The 16651-nt window shown below is 55.6% G+C and carries 15 protein-coding genes; 11 read left to right on the plus strand and 4 right to left on the minus strand.

Going from position 1 to position 16651, the window contains the following annotated elements:
* The 4 genes from OEU85_RS01145 to OEU85_RS01160 all read right to left on the minus strand — a co-directional run.
* Window positions 1-775 (minus strand): IS5 family transposase gene (locus OEU85_RS01145; protein ID WP_262689381.1). Its coding sequence is split into 2 segments (ribosomal slippage), with 776 coding nucleotides annotated over them: window positions 1-460 and window positions 460-775; the frame shifts between segments, so codons are not numbered across the junction. This gene is flagged as partial in the annotation.
* Window positions 776-911: 136 nt separating this feature from the next.
* Complete coding sequence (locus OEU85_RS01150; RefSeq protein WP_262689596.1) at window positions 912-1775, minus strand: acyl-CoA thioesterase; 864 nt, start codon at window positions 1773-1775, stop codon at window positions 912-914.
* Between the two features lie 33 nt (window positions 1776-1808).
* A complete protein-coding gene (locus tag OEU85_RS01155; RefSeq protein ID WP_262689597.1) occupies window positions 1809-2588 on the minus strand; it encodes a class II aldolase/adducin family protein in 780 nt (259 codons plus the stop codon).
* 86 nt (window positions 2589-2674) lie between these two features.
* On the minus strand, window positions 2675-4102 hold the full coding sequence (locus OEU85_RS01160; protein WP_262689598.1) for an MATE family efflux transporter: 1428 nt from the start codon (window positions 4100-4102) through the stop codon (window positions 2675-2677).
* A gap of 256 nt (window positions 4103-4358) precedes the next feature.
* Between OEU85_RS01160 and OEU85_RS01165 the strand changes: the two genes are divergently transcribed.
* The 11 genes from OEU85_RS01165 to OEU85_RS01215 all read left to right on the plus strand — a co-directional run bounded on the left by OEU85_RS01165 (window position 4359) and on the right by OEU85_RS01215 (window position 16642).
* Complete coding sequence (locus OEU85_RS01165) at window positions 4359-5525, plus strand: acyl-CoA dehydrogenase family protein (protein WP_262689599.1); 1167 nt, start codon at window positions 4359-4361, stop codon at window positions 5523-5525.
* A 14-nt stretch (window positions 5526-5539) separates the two neighbouring features.
* A complete protein-coding gene (locus OEU85_RS01170; protein WP_262689600.1) occupies window positions 5540-6676 on the plus strand; it encodes an acyl-CoA dehydrogenase family protein in 1137 nt (378 codons plus the stop codon).
* Between the two features lie 7 nt (window positions 6677-6683).
* Complete coding sequence (locus tag OEU85_RS01175; RefSeq protein WP_262689601.1) at window positions 6684-8417, plus strand: class I adenylate-forming enzyme family protein; 1734 nt, start codon at window positions 6684-6686, stop codon at window positions 8415-8417.
* A 14-nt stretch (window positions 8418-8431) separates the two neighbouring features.
* Window positions 8432-9667, plus strand: coding sequence for an acyl-CoA dehydrogenase family protein (locus OEU85_RS01180; protein WP_262689602.1), 1236 nt, complete (start codon window positions 8432-8434; stop codon window positions 9665-9667).
* Window positions 9668-9675: 8 nt separating this feature from the next.
* On the plus strand, window positions 9676-10464 hold the full coding sequence (locus tag OEU85_RS01185; RefSeq protein ID WP_262689603.1) for an SDR family oxidoreductase: 789 nt from the start codon (window positions 9676-9678) through the stop codon (window positions 10462-10464).
* A 32-nt stretch (window positions 10465-10496) separates the two neighbouring features.
* A complete protein-coding gene (locus tag OEU85_RS01190) occupies window positions 10497-10961 on the plus strand; it encodes a MaoC family dehydratase (protein ID WP_262689604.1) in 465 nt (154 codons plus the stop codon).
* Between the two features lie 35 nt (window positions 10962-10996).
* On the plus strand, window positions 10997-11914 hold the full coding sequence (locus tag OEU85_RS01195; protein WP_262689605.1) for an SDR family NAD(P)-dependent oxidoreductase: 918 nt from the start codon (window positions 10997-10999) through the stop codon (window positions 11912-11914).
* A gap of 11 nt (window positions 11915-11925) precedes the next feature.
* Complete coding sequence (locus OEU85_RS01200; RefSeq protein WP_262689606.1) at window positions 11926-13107, plus strand: acetyl-CoA C-acyltransferase; 1182 nt, start codon at window positions 11926-11928, stop codon at window positions 13105-13107.
* A gap of 81 nt (window positions 13108-13188) precedes the next feature.
* Window positions 13189-14163 carry an NADPH:quinone oxidoreductase family protein gene (locus OEU85_RS01205; RefSeq protein WP_262689607.1) on the plus strand — a complete coding sequence of 325 codons (975 nt, stop codon included), beginning with the start codon at window positions 13189-13191 and terminating at the stop codon, window positions 14161-14163.
* A 102-nt stretch (window positions 14164-14265) separates the two neighbouring features.
* Window positions 14266-15339, plus strand: coding sequence for a glycosyltransferase family 2 protein (locus tag OEU85_RS01210; RefSeq protein WP_262689608.1), 1074 nt, complete (start codon window positions 14266-14268; stop codon window positions 15337-15339).
* A complete protein-coding gene (locus tag OEU85_RS01215; protein ID WP_262689609.1) occupies window positions 15332-16642 on the plus strand; it encodes an NDP-hexose 2,3-dehydratase family protein in 1311 nt (436 codons plus the stop codon). The genes OEU85_RS01210 and OEU85_RS01215 overlap by 8 nt, the downstream gene beginning before the upstream one ends.
* Window positions 16643-16651 lie beyond the last annotated feature (9 nt).

The following is a 16651-nucleotide window of genomic DNA, read 5'->3' on the forward strand; positions in this document are numbered from 1 at the left end:
TAGGTCGTAGACTCATAATTTTTCAACCAGATACAGACTGAAGCCAGTTTTACAGCGGCGAGGAAATTCTCCGGGTTTTTGTCATAGCGCGTTGCAATGCCCCGATAGTGCTTGAGCTTATTGAAGAAACGCTCGACGAGATTACGGTGTCGGTACAGCCATTTACTGAAGGTAAAGGACTGCTTGCGGTTGGCTTTTGGCGGAATATTGGCCCAAGCTCTGCGCGCTGTGGTGAAGGCACGAAGCGCGTCGGTATCATAGGCTTTGTCAGCGAGCAAGATCGCTTCCTCCTTGATGTCCTCAATCAGATCAAGGGCCGGTTTGCTGTCGTGGGTCTGTCCAGCAGTCAGCGAAAGCCTGATCGGCAGACCATCCGCATCGACGAGGGCGTGGATTTTGGTGGTCAGTCCACCCCGGGAACGGCCCATGCAGCCATCGTCCTGATCCCCCTTTTTGCCGTGGCCCCTTGTTGATGCACACGGACACAGCTGCTGTCGATCATAATGATGTCACCGTCATGGGCTTTGCTCACCGCCTCGAACAGTCGGTCCCACACCCCGGCCTTGCGCCAGCGGACAAACCGGTTGTAGCAGGTGGTGTAGGGACCATATCTTTCGGGAATGTCTGCCCACGGCGTTCCCGCCCGAAAGCGCCACAAGATGCCGTTGATCACCCGGCGGTCATCCACCCTAGGCACCCCGCGCGGCTTGTTCGGCAGCAAAGGCTCTATGATCGACCATTCATAATCTGTCAGTTCATACCGGCGGCGGCGCATCAAAACCTCCTCAATGATTTGAGAAGCGTTGAATCATATCTTCGCCTGTTTGGGAATCCCTTTTATGAGTTTCCGGCCTAAGGCCTGACCGATTGAAGGGATAAATAAGGCGGCACTTTTGCCGCCTTTTTGCTGCTTAGTCCTCTTTCTTTAGTCTCAGGAGCGCTTCCTGCGCTGTGGAGGCCAACAGCCGACCGTTGCGGTCATAAAGGGCGCCCCGGGCGAGGCCGCGACCCTTGCCGGTCCAATAGCCATCCGTCTTATAGAAAACCCAGTCGTCAACGCGGAAACTGTCACGGTGAAACCACATTGCGTGATCCAGGCTTGCCACCATCTTGAGACGCGGATCACGGGGTATCATCGCGTGCGGTCGGAGGTTGGCGGACAGGAAGGCGAAATCTGAGATATAGGCCATCAGGCGGCCATGCAGCGCCTGGTCCCCTTCTATAGGTTCCTTCAATTTGAACCAATATCCTGTTTCCGGGCTTTTGGGTACCGGGTTTTCAAGGTCCATTCTGTCAATGGAGCGCATCTCAAACGGCATATAAGGCTTGTCCTTTGGCTGTTTACCAAAGGCGCGCAGCACTCGCGCATAATAGGCTTCATCATCGTCCAGGTCTTCCGGCATCGGTACGTCAGGCATGTCAATCTGGTGTGCTACACCATCCTCGCCGACATGGAAGGAGACCGAGATCGTGAAGATCGCTTCACCGTTCTGGATGGCGACAACCCGGCGGGTGACAAAGCTGCGTCCGTTCCTGATCGGGTCTACATCATAGATGATGGGCTGGTCCGCGATGCCCGGCCGCAGGAAGTAGCAGTGCAGTGAATGCAGGCGAAACGCTGGCTCTACAGTGGCGTTTGCTGCCTCCATGGCCTGTGCGAGGATATGGCCGCCAAAAACATGTTTGTTGGGCCATTTGTTTGGCTCGCCGCGAAACAGTAGGTTGTCCAGCCGCTCAATGGCGAGTTCATCAATAATCGGTTGTACCGTGTTCATAAAACCTCGTGTTTAGGCCGGATGGCCGGTGCCTTAATCCCTGAAACTGGAATCAAGCCGATCCATCTTACGCAGAATTGCGGGCCATACAAAATTATCTGCACCATTCGCCCCCGCGACGACCCGCACATCCCGTGTCGCATTGTCGATCGATTCCCTGCTTGGTTCATGAAGTGCTGCCCCGCTACTTTGCGTGAGGATCTGTATTTTACAGGCTTTCTCCAGAAAGAACATCATCTCAAAGGCCTTGGCAACACTGCTTGCTGCCGTCAGGGTGCCGTGGTTCCTGAGAATAAGGCAGTTCTTGTCGCCCATGTCCGCCACGAGGCGCTCTTTTTCGCCGTCATTGACCGCAAAGCCCTCATAGTCGTGGTACGCAACTGTCATCCAGGGCGGAATCGCGCTTTGACACATCGGCAATAGGCCATCTTTCTGGTTCGAGACCGCAATGCCGTAGTCAGTATGCAGGTGAAGCACACACATGGCGTTGTCACGCGCTGCATGGATGGCGCTGTGGATCACAAAACCGGCCGCGTTCGGGATGAACGGTGTGTCCATCAGTTGTTTGCCGCTCAGGTCTACTTTCACAAGGCTTGATGCCGTGATTTCCTCGAACATCAGGCCCAGCGGATTAATCAGGAAATGATGGTCGGTGCCGGGAATGCGCGCCGAAATATGAGTGTAGATAAGGTCGTCCCACCCGAGGTGGGCCACCATGCGGTAGGCCGCGGCGAGGTTAACCCGCGTCTCCCATTCAGTTGCGGATACCTTGTCCTTGACTGAGCCGATGTCCAGCATGCCTGGTTTTGCCATGATCCCCTCCAACACGTTTGGCTGTGACAATTATTCACTGCAAGAGATAGCGCGATTTGGCTGCGCGTCCAAAGCGCGGAGATGATTTATTTACCCAGCGGGGGACTATCGTCATTCCGCCTTGAAAAGAAGGACCGTACGGTCCCCCGGCTGACCCCGGCAACGGACTGCAGCGCAAGGGGCGCCTGCGGGTGGGTTTCAAGTTCAAGCCAGTTGATATTGCGGTACCGCAGAATAAGCAGACAGGCCTTGATGGTATAATCGACAATGATAACCGCGTACATAGCCTCAATTGGTCCGCCAAGCGCGCGCACAATCAACCCGATGGTCAGGCGCCCCACAATCATGCCGGCGAAAGTAACAACAAGCGGGAACTTGGTATCGCCAGCGCCGCGAAGCGCGCCACCGATGGCAAACTCTACGGCCATAAGAGGCTGCACAATGGCAAGGATAAGCACAAAATATTGGGTGTGGGCGCGGACGGCTTCATCGGCGGACAGAATAGCCGCGATCGGCCCCCGAAAAAAGAAGGTCAGCACCGCAAGGGCTGACATGCCCACAATGGCAAGCCTCATGGCGGCCCAGCCGCTGGCAACCGCCCCTTCGGCGTCTTTCGCGCCAAGCCGTTGGCCGGCGAGTGTGGCGCTGGCGGTACCAAACCCAAGGCCGACAACAATCGTGACGCTCAATACCGTGATGCCGATCCCGTAGGCGGCAAAGGCGGCAGTGCCGTAGCCCGAGATCAGCATCATAAAGAGGAGAAAACTGACTTGAATAAGGATTTGTTCAAGCGCCGCTGGTGCCCCGATGCTGGCAAGGAGCTTCAGACGCTTCACGTTTAATGCGTCGGCAGGCCGGGGTTTGAGGACATATCTCTGAGAAAACCACCGATACGCAAACCATAGCACAACAAGGGACTGACCACCTGCAGTGCCCCACGGGATACCTGCGACGCCCATTTCCGGTAGCCCAAAAGCCCCATGGACCAGCATGATAGAGCCCGCGATGCTGGAAGCCGCACCGAAGGCGATGAAACGCAGCGGCCTGATGACATCGCCAATCGCCCTGAAGGAGGTTGCCACCGTAAGCATGAGCGAGAACACGATATTCAGCAGGCTCGCCGGGCGGATATAATCAATCGCGAGCATAGCCGTTTTGGGCTCCAACCCAAAAAGGCCGACGATCTGGGGGGCTGCTGCAAATGTTACCAGCCCCAACATAAGGGAAATAAGCACAGACAGGACAAGGGAGCTTGTGGTGGCGGCGGATGCCTCGTCACTATCCTCGGCCCCCCAGGCACGGGCGACAAGCGCCGTTGTGGCTACGGAAAGCGCCATCGATGCCGCCATCAGGAGGAAATGCACCCGCCCACCAGTGACGACAGCGGCACTGGCTTCACGCCCAAAGGGGGCTACAATTGACAGATGCGCAAAGGAGATAGAAACCATCAGCACATTACTGACGATATTTGGTCCCGCAAGGTTCCAGACTGTCCTGTAGGAAAATGCCGCCATAAAGCCTCGCAAGCTGCATATTGTCTCAGCGGAGGGGTTAACGCCGTGAGGTAGGCCGAATTTGTCATACGACCAGCCTCGATGTGATTAGTTTCAACATTTACGCTGATAATGCACAATCTTTCCTGTCCTGCCTTGAAGCCGAGCAAAACCGACTTAATCCTTACCATTAGTTTTTCATGTCCTGACGGGAAAGCAGGGCCTGAATTTTACCGGCCGAGGGAAGGCCGGTTGAGAATTGAGAGGGACAAGGTTCATGAGTGATTTGGAAGCTTTCCGCACTGAAACGCGTGCGTGGCTAGAGGAAAACTGCCCGCAGTCCATGCGGACGCCGATGAAGGGCGAGGCTGATTTCTGTTGGGGTGGTCGCAAGTTCAAGTTCCAGAGCGAAGACCAGAAGAAATGGCTTGAGCGTATGGCCACACGCGGCTGGACCGTGCCGACATGGCCAAAGGAATATGGCGGTGGCGGCCTCTCCAAGGATGAAGCGAAAATCCTGGCAACTGAGATGAAGCGTATTGGTGCCCGTCCGCCGCTTGTATCCTTTGGTATCTGGATGCTTGGCCCAGCCCTTTTGAAGTTTGGCACCGAAGAGCAGAAGAAAGAGTTTATCCCGCCCATTGTGCGAGGTGAAATTCGCTGGTGTCAGGGCTATTCCGAACCCAACGCCGGTTCTGACCTTGCGGCGCTGGCAACCAAAGCGGTGGACCATGGCGACCATTATATTATTAACGGCCAGAAGATCTGGACATCTTATGCAGACAAGGCAGACTGGATATTCTGCCTTATCCGAACAGACGCTACAGTCAAGCACGACGGCATCAGCTTTGTGCTGTTCGATATGGAAACGCCGGGCGTCTCTACCAAACCAATCAAGCTGATCTCCGGCTATTCGCCATTTTGTGAGACCTTCTTTGACGATGCGAAGGTTCTTAAGAAGAACCTGATCGGCGAGGAAAACAAAGGCTGGACCATTGCTAAATATCTGCTGACGCATGAACGAAGCAATATTGGCGACATGGGCACTCCAACACCCTTGAATATGCTGGCGAAAGACAAGCTGGGTACCAAAGATGGTGAATTGCCTGACACCATGTTGCGGCACCAGATTGCGGAGCATGAGATTGACGCCGCCTGTTTCCTGTTCACGCTGGAGCGTGCAAAGGATGCGGCCAAGGCCGGCGGCGACCAGGGCGCGTTCTCATCGCTGCTTAAAGGGTATGGCACCGAACTGAACAAAGATCGTCACGAGTTGATCGTGAAAGTGAACGGTTCCGATGCATTTGAGTGGGAAGGTCAGTTCTCCAACAATGGTGAGGTGGCGCGCTCTTGGCTCAGGACCAAGGGTAACTCGATTGAGGGCGGTACAACCGAGGTACAGCTCAATATCATCTCGAAACGTATTCTTGGGCTACCGAGCTAAGGGGGAGGCGCATCATGGCTTTAGTATTGAATGAAGAACAGCAGCTCCTTAAGGAATCCGCCGAGGGCTTTTTCACCGAGAAGGCGCCAGTCAGCCAACTTCGCAAGTTGCGCGATGACGCCGACGAGACGGGATTTTCAACGGAATTATGGACAGAAATGTCCGAAATGGGCTTTGCTGGCTTGTTGATTGATGAAGACCACGGCGGCACGGCCTTTGGCTGTGTGGGTGCAGGTATTGTGGCGGAAGCATTGGGAAAAACCCTTTCTGCTTCACCCTATCTGGCAAGCGGCGTTGTTGCGGCGTCAGTGGTTAAGGCTGCGGCAAGCGAGGCGCAAAAAAACGAGCTTCTGCCCGCTATTGCGGCGGGCGAGATTATCGCCACGCTCGCGGTCGACGAAGGCAGCCGCCACGCGCCCGAAGGCACGGCCCTAAAGGCAGAGAAGTCAGGCGACGCGTACAAGCTTAGCGGCATGAAGACATTCGTGCCCGAAGGACATGTCGCGGACAAGATCATCGTGCTTGCGCGTACCGGTGGGGAAGCTGGCTCCACCGAGGGCCTCAGCCTCTTTATCGTGGATCGCGGGGCTTCGGGCCTGATCGTTGACCGGACGATCTCGGTTGACAGCCGCAACTGGGCCAAGATCACCTTTGAGGGCGTTACTGTTGGAGCGAATGCTTTGCTGGGGGCAGAAGGCAAGTCTTTTGAAGCTCTGGACAGCGCGCTCGACCGTGCCCGTATCGTTGTGGCCGCTGAGCTTCTTGGTATTGCGCAGCACTGTTTCAATGAAACGGTGGAGTATCTGAAGGAACGTAAGCAGTTTGGTGTGCCCATTGGCTCTTTTCAGGCGCTTCAACACCGTGCCGCGCAGCTTTTCGGCGAAATTGAAGTGACACGGTCGGCGATTCTCAAGGCGCTGCAGGTCGCAGACGCGGGTGGTAATGTGGCTTGGTTTGCCAGCCTTGCCAAAGCCAAGGCCAGCAAAACCGCGGAGCTCGCGACCAATGAAGCTATCCAGATGCATGGTGGCATTGGCATGACGGACGAATTTGATATGGGCTTTTATATAAAGCGCGCGCGTGTGCTGCAGCACCTCTATGGGGACTTCAACTATCACGCGGACCGTTTTGCCCGCTGCTCTGGCTACTGAGGCTATCATGGGTGCATTTGATAACCTTGACCTGCCTGTGGTCGATCCGGCAACACCGATTGATCAGGTGATTGGTCTTTTGACCAAGCCGGGTATGCCGTTCACCACCGATGAAATTGAAATTGACGGTGTGAAACACACCGCCTTTGTCAATCAGCCACCAAGCCTTAGGGACGCCTTCATGATGTTCCTTGGCCACGCGGAGCGCGAGTTCCTCGTCTACGGCGAAGATCGCTACACCTACAGCCAGACAATTGCCATGGCGTCACAGTTTGCACAGGCGCTTGTTGAGGATTTTAGCGTGAAAAAGGGTGACCGCGTTGCCCTGTCGATGCGCAACTATCCTGAATGGCCCATCGCCTATATGGGTATTGTTGCGGCGGGCGGTATTGCGGTGCTGATGAATGCATGGTGGAAAGAGGAGGAAGTGGCCTGGGCGATGGACAACTGTGGCGCCAAAGTTGCCGTGACCGATGCTCCGAGGATGGAAACCATGCGACCGCTGATGGCCGGTGGTGAACTCAAGGTGATTGTAGCCCGCGATGCGTTCGAAGCTGGCGAGAGGCTATATGACTTTGCGTCCACCCTTGGGGACAAGAAGCCCATGGTGTGGCCGCAGGTTGATCTGGGGCCGGAAGACGACGCCATGATGCTTTATACGTCCGGTTCCACAGGTTTTCCCAAAGGGGCTCTCTCCACACACCGTGCAGTGGTTTCAGTGCTGATGAACTGGGTGTGTATCGCGCTGGGCCTCAAGATGCTGGGGCGGCTTAACCCTGACCCGGATTTCCAGCCGGTGATGCTGGCCACTGTACCTTTTTTCCACGTTACAGGGCTTCTGCCGGTGCTACTTGTCTCTGCGACGCTTGGGCGCAAGCTTGTGCTAATGCACAAATGGGATGTGGAAGAAGCGTTCAGGCTGATTGAAGCGGAGGGCGTCACTGGCATGACGGGTGTGCCAACCATGTCATTTGAAATGGCGACGTCGCCGCTGAGGCACAAATATGACCTGTCGAGTCTTCAGGATCTTGGTGGGGGCGGTGCGGCGCGTCCGCCTGAACATGTCAAGCTGATCAAGGAGGTGTTCCCAAATTCGAACCCGGGCATCGGGTACGGTTTGACAGAGACGAACTCCCTGACGGCTGTATTGTCGGCGGATGAATATGTGGAACGCCCGACAAGTACCGGCAAAGCGACACCACCCCTGATCCATGTGAAGATACTGAACCCGGCAACCGGGGAGGAGATGCCGACGGGTAAACCCGGTGAAGTCTGCATTAAAAGTGTGACCAATATCCGCGAATACTGGAAAAATCCGGAAGCGACAGCACGTGCGTTCAAGGACGGCTGGTTTCATTCCGGCGACGTTGGTTACCTTGATGACGAGGGATACCTTTATATCGTTGACCGCCTGAAAGAGATTATCATTCGGGGCGGGGAGAATATTTCGACACTTGAGGTAGAAGCTGTATTGCACGCCATTCCGGGCGTTCAGGATGTGGCTGTATTTAGCCTGCCGTGTGAGCGCATGGGTGAACTCGTAGGTGCAGTTGTCTCGGTTGAGGACGAGACGACTGAAGATGCGCTCAAGGCTGAAGTGGCAAAACATCTGGCAGGTTTCAAGGTGCCGGAGAAAATCTGGATGACAAAAGAGGCGTTACCGATGATTGCCTCAGGCAAGATTGATCGCAATGGTATCAAAACAACATATCGAGGCCTTTGGCGGCCCGAACAGCAGTAAGAAGGGAAACGAGCATGTCCATGGATTTGGGGTTAACAAAACGGGGCCAAGAGCTGCGGGACAGGGTTCGCGCCTTCATCGACGAGCATGTGGTGCCGGTTGAAGACGAGTATCATCACGAAATTGGCGGCACGGGCGAACGTTTTGCTTTCACACCGCGCATGACAGAAATTCTGGAAGACCTGAAGGCAAAAGCAAAGGAAGCGGGGCTGTGGAACTTCTGGCTGACAGGGTCGGATGCCGGGTTTGGCCTGACAACCGTGGAATATGCCTATCTGGCGGAAGAAATGGGCCGTTCTCATCTGGCAGCAGAAAGCTTCAATTGTTCGGCGCCTGACACCGGCAACATGGAAGTGATCGAACGGTACGGTACCGAGGAGCACAAGGAAAAATGGCTTAAGCCTTTGCTGGACGGGAAAATCCGTTCCGCGTACCTGATGACCGAACCGGACGTGGCGTCATCAGACGCGACCAATATTTCCATGAGCGCGGTGCTTGACGGCGACGAATATGTCCTGAACGGCGAAAAATACTGGGCTTCCGGTGCTGGCGATCCGCGCTGTGCGGTGTATGTCACCATGGTCTGCACCGATCCGGACGCGCCACGCAAGAGCCAGCACAGCATGATCCTTGTTGAGGCCGGTACGCCGGGCATTGAAATCCTGCGCCCCATGATGGTGTTTGGTCATGATGATGCGCCGCACGGCCATATGCACATCCGCTTTACCAATGTGCGGGTGCCGAAGGAGAACCTTGTGCTTGGCGTGGGGCGTGGTTTTGAGGTGTCCCAGGGCCGTTTGGGCCCTGGCCGCATCCACCACTGCATGCGCTCCATCGGGTCGGCGGAACGGGCGCTTGAGCTCTTGATCAAACGCTCGCTGGCGAAAGAAGCGTTTGGCAAGACACTGGTGAAGCTGGGCGCCAACTATGACATCATCGCTGAAGCGCGTATCGAGATCGAGATGGCGCGTCTTCTATGCCTTAAGGCCGCACACATGATGGACACAATTGGCACACAAGCCGCACAGCCTTATATCAGCCAGATCAAGGTTGTGGCGCCGCGTATGGCGTTGAAGGTGATCGACGAGGCCATGCAAATGCATGGCGGGCAGGGTATCAGCCAGGACTTCCCGCTTGCAAACATGTGGCATGGCCAGCGTACGCTCAGGTTCGCGGACGGGCCGGACGCGGTGCACCGCATGGTAATCGCGCGTACCGAGCTCAAGAAATACCGCACAAACAGCGTTTAGGCCGCACCATGGACCTTTCAACACTATACCAGATCGGTGGCAAGGTTGCCCTTGTCACCGGCGGTGGTTCCGGTATCGGGACGATGGCAACCGAAGCGCTCGTTCGTGCGGGCTGCAAGGTTTATATTGCTTCCCGCAGGCTTGCGAGCTGTGAGGACGTGGCGGAGGAGCTGAACGCCGTTGGTCCGGGTGAGGTGATTGCGCTGCAGGCTGACCTATCGACACCTGAGGGCACGGAAGGACTGGCGAAGGAGATCGAGGCACGCGAAGGCAAGCTCGATATCCTTGTCAACAATTCCGGCATGACGTGGGGAGCGCCGTTTGAGGACTTCCCGCGTCAGAAGTGGGACGATGTCTTTCGGCTGAATGTGACAGCAGTCGCAGATCTCACACGGCTTGTGCTGCCACTTCTCAAAAAGGCAGGCACGAAGGAAGACCCGGCACGGGTGGTGAACCTTGGCTCGGTTGTGGGAACACGGCCCGTCTCGAACACTGCTTATTCCTACGGCGCATCGAAGGCAGCGGTACACCACCTGACCAAAATTCTTTCAAACGAACTGGCAAAATTTCATATTACGGTGAATGCCATCGCGCCGGGCCCGTTCCCGAGCCGCATGATGGCTTTCGTGACGGAAAATAAGGAACGCCGCCGTGCGCAGGAAGAACGCGTGCCGCTGCATCGCTGTGGCGAGCCGGAAGATGTAGCGGGTGTACTCATCATGTTGTGTTCACGCGCGGGAGGCTATATCACGGGTGGCATTATTCCGCTTGACGGCGGCATTTCCGCGCTACCTTAAGCATTGAACAATTCTTCAGACAGGGAAGCATTATGGCGATCACTGTAAGCAAAGACAAACTCAAAGACTATATTGGCAAGGAAACCGGTGTTTCCGACTGGTTCAAAATTGATCAGGAACGCATCAATGCGTTTGCGGACGTCACGCTTGACCATCAGTTCATTCATATTGACCCCGAAAAAGCTGCGAGAACACCATTCGGCACAACGATTGCGCATGGCTTTCTCACACTTTCAATGGCGCCGTACCTGATGGCGGACGCGGCTATCGGTATTGAAGGTGCTGTTATGGGTATCAACTACGGGTCCGACAAGGTGCGCTTTATGAGCCCGGTGAAGGTGAACAGCGAAATCCGGGCGCGCTCAAAGCTGCTTGACGTTTCCGAGAAGCCGGGGAACCGTTTCCTGTTGAAAACCGAGCTGACGATGGAGATTAAAGGCGAAGAGCGCCCCGCGCTGATCGCCGAATGGCTGACCATGCAGGTACTGAGCAGCTAACCCTATAATCTAATTAAGTAATTGTGGAGAGTGAGATGAGCATTCGCTTTGATGATCAGGTTGCGATCGTAACGGGTGCGGGTGGTGGCCTTGGCCGTACCCACGCGCTGGAACTTGCGCGGCGCGGCGCTAAAGTTGTGGTAAACGACCTGGGTGGAGACGTCCATGGTGTTGGGGGCTCAAGCGCGGCGGCCGAAGCTGTGGTGAAAGAGATCGTTGACGCTGGCGGTGAAGCTTTTGCGCATGGTGCCAACGTCGCCGATGAGGCGCAGGTTGCCGATATGGTCAAAAAAACCATGGAAAAATGGGGCCGGATTGACATCCTTGTGAATAATGCAGGTGTGCTGCGCGACAAAACTTTCGCGAAAATGAGCGTGGAGGACTTTGAGTTTGTCGTGAAAGTGCACCTGATGGGCTCTGTGGTCTGCACCAAGGCCGTGTGGGAGATCATGCGTGAGCAAGCTTATGGCCGCATCGTGATGACCACATCAAGCTCGGGCCTTTACGGCAACTTTGGCCAGTCCAACTATGGCGCGGCCAAAATGGCGGTTGTTGGTTTCATGAACACGCTGTGCCTTGAGGGCGCCAAATATAACATCAAGGTGAACAGCCTTGCGCCAATGGCGGCGACACGCATGACTGAAGGCTTGTTGCCGGAAGAGGCGTTGAAACTGTCGACCCCGGAATCGGTAACTGCAGGCCTTATTACCCTGTGCGACAAGGACGCGCCGAACCGTACGGTGCTTGCCGCCGGCGCTGGTGGTTATGCCCGCGCAGTTGTTTACGAGACAGACGGCATCCACCTGAAGCCTGAGGATCAGACACCTGAGAATGTACGCGCCCAAATGGCGGACCTGAGCAACCCTGACGGCCAGCAGGAGTTGGTGCAGGGTGGTCAGCAATCCATGAAATTTATCGGAAAAGCCGCAGCAGCGCTCGGCATCAAAATGTAAGGAGCAAACGAATGCGGGAAGCAGTCATCGTATCAACAGCACGGACGCCGATCGGCAAGGCCTATCGTGGCGCCCTCAATGCTACGCTTTCACCAACACTTGGTGCCCATTCCATCAAATATGCAGTTGAGCGCGCTGGCCTTGAAGGCGGCGAAATTGAAGACGTGATCATGGGCTGTGCCCTGACGCAAGGTTCCTCTGGTCCCAATATCGGTCGGTTGGCGGCACTTCGCGCTGGCCTTCCTGTGACCGTCTCCGGCATGACGATGGACCGGCAATGTTCAAGCGGCATGATGGCCATTGCAACGGCTGCCAAGCAAGTGATGTATGATGGCATGGATATTGTCGTGGGTGCAGGCCTGGACAGCATTTCCGTGGTTCAAAACGAGCATATGAACCGCTGGCAGGCGATTGACAAAAGCCTTGTTGAGATGCACCCCCACACTTACATGCCGATGCTTCAAACGGCGGAAATTGTGGCAGACCGTTACGGCATCAGCCGTGAAACCATGGATGAATACAGCCTTCAATCACAGCAACGTACAGCTGCCGCGCAAGCCGTTGGCAAGTTCGATGATGAGATCGTTCCCATCTCCACCAAAATGGTGCAGGTGAACAAGGAAACGAAGGAAATGACCTTCCATGACGTCACGCTGGATAAGGATGAGGGTAACCGCCCTGAGACAACGATTGAAGGCCTAAGTGGCCTCAAGGCAGTGATTGAAGGTGGTACCATTACCGCCGGTAATGCGAGCCAGCTTTCGGACGGTTCCTCTGCCTCTGTGGTGATGGATGCGAAAGAAGCCGAGAAGCGCGGCCTGAGCCCGCTTGGTTACTATCGCGGTATCGCTGTTGCGGGCCTTGAACCAGATGAAATGGGTATTGGGCCGGTTTACGCCATTCCGAAACTCCTCAAAGCCAACGGCCTGAAGATGGATGACATCGGTCTGTGGGAACTCAACGAGGCGTTTGCTGTACAGGTGGTTTATTGCCGTGACAAGCTTGGTATCCCGAACGACCTGCTGAACGTCAATGGAGGGGCAATTTCCATCGGCCACCCTTATGGCATGTCGGGCGCACGCATGGTTGGCCATGCATTGATCGAAGGTAAGCGTCGCGGCGCCAAGTATGTCGTTTGCACCATGTGTGTTGGCGGCGGTATGGGGGCGGCTGGCCTCTTTGAAGTTGCGTAAGCAAGCCAATTAAAGTCTTCAGGAGGCGGGCCGCGGGGTATTAACCGATGCCCGCCTCATCTGTTTCAAGGGAGAGAGACGATGAAAGCAGTAAGATGTAGCACACTTGGTGCGCATACTGGCCTGACCGTGGAAGAGATTGACGCGCCAAAACCAGGCAAGGGTGAGGTACTGATCGACGTGAAAGCCGCTGGGCTTAACTTCCCGGACGTGCTGATGGTGGCCGGTAAATACCAGTTCCAGCCGGACCTGCCGTTCACGCCAGGCGGTGAGGGTGCGGGAGTAGTCGAGGCCCTGGGTGAGGGGGTTACCAACGTTAAGGTTGGCGACCGGGTGATTTTCTTCAACCAGACAGGCGCGTTTGCGGAAAAGATCGCGGCACCTGCAAAGACGCTGGTACCAATGCCGGAGAAGATGCCATTTGAAGTGGCCGCGGGCTTCACCATCACCTATGCCACCAGCTATCATGCGCTCAAGCAGCGGGCGAATATCCAGAAAGGTGAGATCCTTCTGGTGTTGGGGGCCGCGGGTGGCGTAGGCCTTGCCACTGTTGAACTGGGTAAAGCCATGGGCGCAGTTGTTATTGCGGCTGCCAGCAGTGACGAAAAGCTTGAGGTATGTAAAAAAGCCGGTGCGGACCACGTCATCAATTATTCAAATGAAGACGTGAAAGCACGGGTGAAGGAAATCACCGAAGGTAAGGGCGTTGACGTTATCTATGACCCTGTTGGCGGCGACTATACTGAAGCGGCGCTTCGCACCATGGCGCCTGGCGGCCGATTGCTGGTGATTGGTTTTGCAGCGGGGGACATTCCGAAGCCACCACTGAACCTGTGTCTGCTCAAACAATGCTCAATCGTCGGTGTGTTCTGGGGCAACTGGGCGCGCGCAAACCCGGGCCTGCAGGTGCAGAACACCATGGAAATGTTCAAGATGTTCGAGGAAGGCATCATTGACCCGTTGGTAAATGATGTGTTCGAACTGGACGATGTCGTCGAAGCCTTTACCTGCCTGACCGAGCGCAGGGCCAAGGGCAAGGTTATTCTAAAGCCCTAAGCCCCGGAAGTTTTGTAAGGTCCGGACCGATTAAATCTTGTGGAGCGCTGCGGCGCTTCATATGCTGGCCGCCAATTATCCTGTTTATGTCGAGACGCGTTTATGGCCAGAGTCACGATTGTCATTGCCACATACAATCGCCCCCATCTGTTGAACCACACCATCCAATCCATACTGCACCAAACAGTCAAGGACTGGCTGTTGCTGGTGATTGGGGACGCGTGTGCCCCGGAAACCGAAAAGATGATGGAGGGCTTTAACGACGAACGGATATTCTACCTGAACCTGCAAACCCGCTGCGGTGAGCAATCCGGCCCCAACACCGCCGGGCTGTACGCCGCAGAAACCGAGTTTGTTGCCTTCGTCAACCATGACGATATCTGGCTGCCGGATCACCTTGAGCGGGCCATTGAGACAATGGATCGCCAAGAAGTTGACTTTTATGCCGCCGGTGCCGCGCTGACGACGCTGAACAATCATGACAACAAGCCAATCTGTTGGGAGCAAACCCCAAGCAGTCGCACGGCCAGAGATGCATTTTTCAACATGCCGGTTTTGTTTGAACCGGTGTCGGCTTGGGTGGTGCGGCGAAGCGCGCTGGAGACAGTCGGTCCGTGGAAGCCCGCGCGCCAAATTTACCGGACCCCTCTTGAGGATTGGGTGCTAAGGGCGTGGCGCAGCGACATCAAATGTCATTTTGACGATCATATGTCGGTTATTTACTGCAACGCAGAAAAAACGGCCTGGTTTCGTAAAAGCCCTGAAGAACAACTCTATGGTCTGAACGATAGCGAGGGCGGCTATTGGCTGGCGCGAATACAGAAGCTGGGCACCGACAAGACCAGAGAGCTTCTGCATCGGGAGGTCGCAACCTGCGAGCCGCATCGGAATTGGTCCTTCTTCAAATATCAATATGCTGCCGAGGAACATTCCTGGGTGTATGAAAGCCTGATAACCGAAGAGACTGCCGAGCTATACAAGACATTTGGTTGGGACGGTCATGCGCAGGCTTCTGCAATGTTGCGGGGCAAGCCTGGCGATGCAATGGCGTCAATGCTTAAAAGGCGCACTGGCGAAGAGCTGCCAACGCACGAAAACTGGCAGCTTGTGGCTCGCGAGGCAAAAGAACGACTTCAAACCAGCCCGCGTTGGCGGAAGATGAATGACCATGCTTGAATGGTTGGCAGAAAGGCGCGTCAACTGCGCGATGCGGTTTGAGGCCATTACGTTCGCGCAGAGCAAGGAATGGCAGATGGGCAACGGGCAGTTGTCTCACATGACAGGTGGCTTTTTCTCTGTTCATGGGGTTATAGCTGGGAGTAATGTTCGTGATCTGGACGGCCTTGTCCAGCCCATCATTAATCAGCCAGAGATAGGCATCCTTGGTTTCATGGTTGCAAAAGGTGACGACGGTTACCAATGGCTTGTGCAGGCGAAGGCCGAGCCGGGCAATATCGCATCTGTGCAACTTGCGCCCAGCGTACAGGCCACACACAGCAACTATATGCGACGGCATGGTGGGGCAGCCACAGCATATCTGGCGTATTTTACCGGCACCAGTGATGCGCTCGTGAGTGACAGTCTGCAATCAGAGCAGGGAACCCGGTTCCTGAAAAAGTTCAACCGGAATGCAATGTGTTTGCTTGAAGAAAAAGCGGAGATCGTGAACGAGCATTATCACTGGCTGTCAGCCGAGGCGATACGGCAGGCGCTTGGAACGGAGTTCGCGATCAATACCGATGCACGCTCCGTGATTGTATCTTCGCCATGGAAGTATGTCGCCGGTGAAGGTGTGCCCTTTTCGGGGGCAGGTCCTTATCAACAGGCTTTATATGCTTCCTATCAGGCTCCCGGCGAGCGGGACATCGTGCCTATCGCTTTGGAAAGGGTTGCTGCGTTACGTCAACACATCGCTTTAAGTGTGGAGGCCGTGGCGCTTGAAGCGCTGCCGGGGTGGGCGGTGCTGGATGACAGGGTCCATGCAGCGGGACAAGGAGGTCCGTCGATTGAGGTGCGTCAGTATCATGTTCACGCGCCTGAGCGGGAAAAAATAGATTGGGACCAGCCGCTTGTTCTTTCAACTTCAAGTGATGAAGTCGTGTTGCTCTGTCAGAAGCGGAATGGTCACTTACAGTTCCTGCTGCGCCCTGCGATAGAGGTAGGCTTGACCGGCGGGGTGGAATTTGGGCCCAGCTTCAAAAAGGAAACTGCGGCGTCACAACCTGACTGGCTGAGCGCGCTGGTTGACGGAAACTCCGCGGAAACACTTATCAGCATTGATCAATCGGACGAGGGCGGGCGTTTCATGCAGGCCTGCTGCCGCTATCAAGTTGCCCTTGTGCCCGAAGGCCATGTGGCGGATGACGACGGCCATAATCTGTGGGTCACTCTTGGTGAGTTGGAACACCTCTGTGCCGCGCCGGGCGTGCTGACAAATGAAGCCCGTTCGGTCGTCTCCTTGCTGCTTCATTTTGCCTAGCTGTTGCAG

The sequence above is a fragment of the Kordiimonas aestuarii genome (assembly GCF_025574465.1).
Lineage (GTDB): Bacteria > Pseudomonadota > Alphaproteobacteria > Sphingomonadales > Kordiimonadaceae > Kordiimonas > Kordiimonas aestuarii.

What these genes read in the sequence shown, in the direction of transcription:
- OEU85_RS01150 (WP_262689596.1), bottom strand. Translation starts at nt 1,775, where the DNA reads ATGAACACGGTACAACCGATTATTGATGAACTCGCCATTGAGCGGCTG.
- OEU85_RS01155 (WP_262689597.1), bottom strand. Translation starts at nt 2,588, where the DNA reads ATGGCAAAACCAGGCATGCTGGACATCGGCTCAGTCAAGGACAAGGTA.
- OEU85_RS01160 (WP_262689598.1), bottom strand. Translation starts at nt 4,102, where the DNA reads ATGGCGGCATTTTCCTACAGGACAGTCTGGAACCTTGCGGGACCAAAT.
- OEU85_RS01165 (WP_262689599.1), top strand. Translation starts at nt 4,359, where the DNA reads ATGAGTGATTTGGAAGCTTTCCGCACTGAAACGCGTGCGTGGCTAGAG.
- OEU85_RS01170 (WP_262689600.1), top strand. Translation starts at nt 5,540, where the DNA reads ATGGCTTTAGTATTGAATGAAGAACAGCAGCTCCTTAAGGAATCCGCC.
- OEU85_RS01175 (WP_262689601.1), top strand. Translation starts at nt 6,684, where the DNA reads ATGGGTGCATTTGATAACCTTGACCTGCCTGTGGTCGATCCGGCAACA.
- OEU85_RS01180 (WP_262689602.1), top strand. Translation starts at nt 8,432, where the DNA reads ATGTCCATGGATTTGGGGTTAACAAAACGGGGCCAAGAGCTGCGGGAC.
- OEU85_RS01185 (WP_262689603.1), top strand. Translation starts at nt 9,676, where the DNA reads ATGGACCTTTCAACACTATACCAGATCGGTGGCAAGGTTGCCCTTGTC.
- OEU85_RS01190 (WP_262689604.1), top strand. Translation starts at nt 10,497, where the DNA reads ATGGCGATCACTGTAAGCAAAGACAAACTCAAAGACTATATTGGCAAG.
- OEU85_RS01195 (WP_262689605.1), top strand. Translation starts at nt 10,997, where the DNA reads ATGAGCATTCGCTTTGATGATCAGGTTGCGATCGTAACGGGTGCGGGT.
- OEU85_RS01200 (WP_262689606.1), top strand. Translation starts at nt 11,926, where the DNA reads ATGCGGGAAGCAGTCATCGTATCAACAGCACGGACGCCGATCGGCAAG.
- OEU85_RS01205 (WP_262689607.1), top strand. Translation starts at nt 13,189, where the DNA reads ATGAAAGCAGTAAGATGTAGCACACTTGGTGCGCATACTGGCCTGACC.
- OEU85_RS01210 (WP_262689608.1), top strand. Translation starts at nt 14,266, where the DNA reads ATGGCCAGAGTCACGATTGTCATTGCCACATACAATCGCCCCCATCTG.
- OEU85_RS01215 (WP_262689609.1), top strand. Translation starts at nt 15,332, where the DNA reads ATGCTTGAATGGTTGGCAGAAAGGCGCGTCAACTGCGCGATGCGGTTT.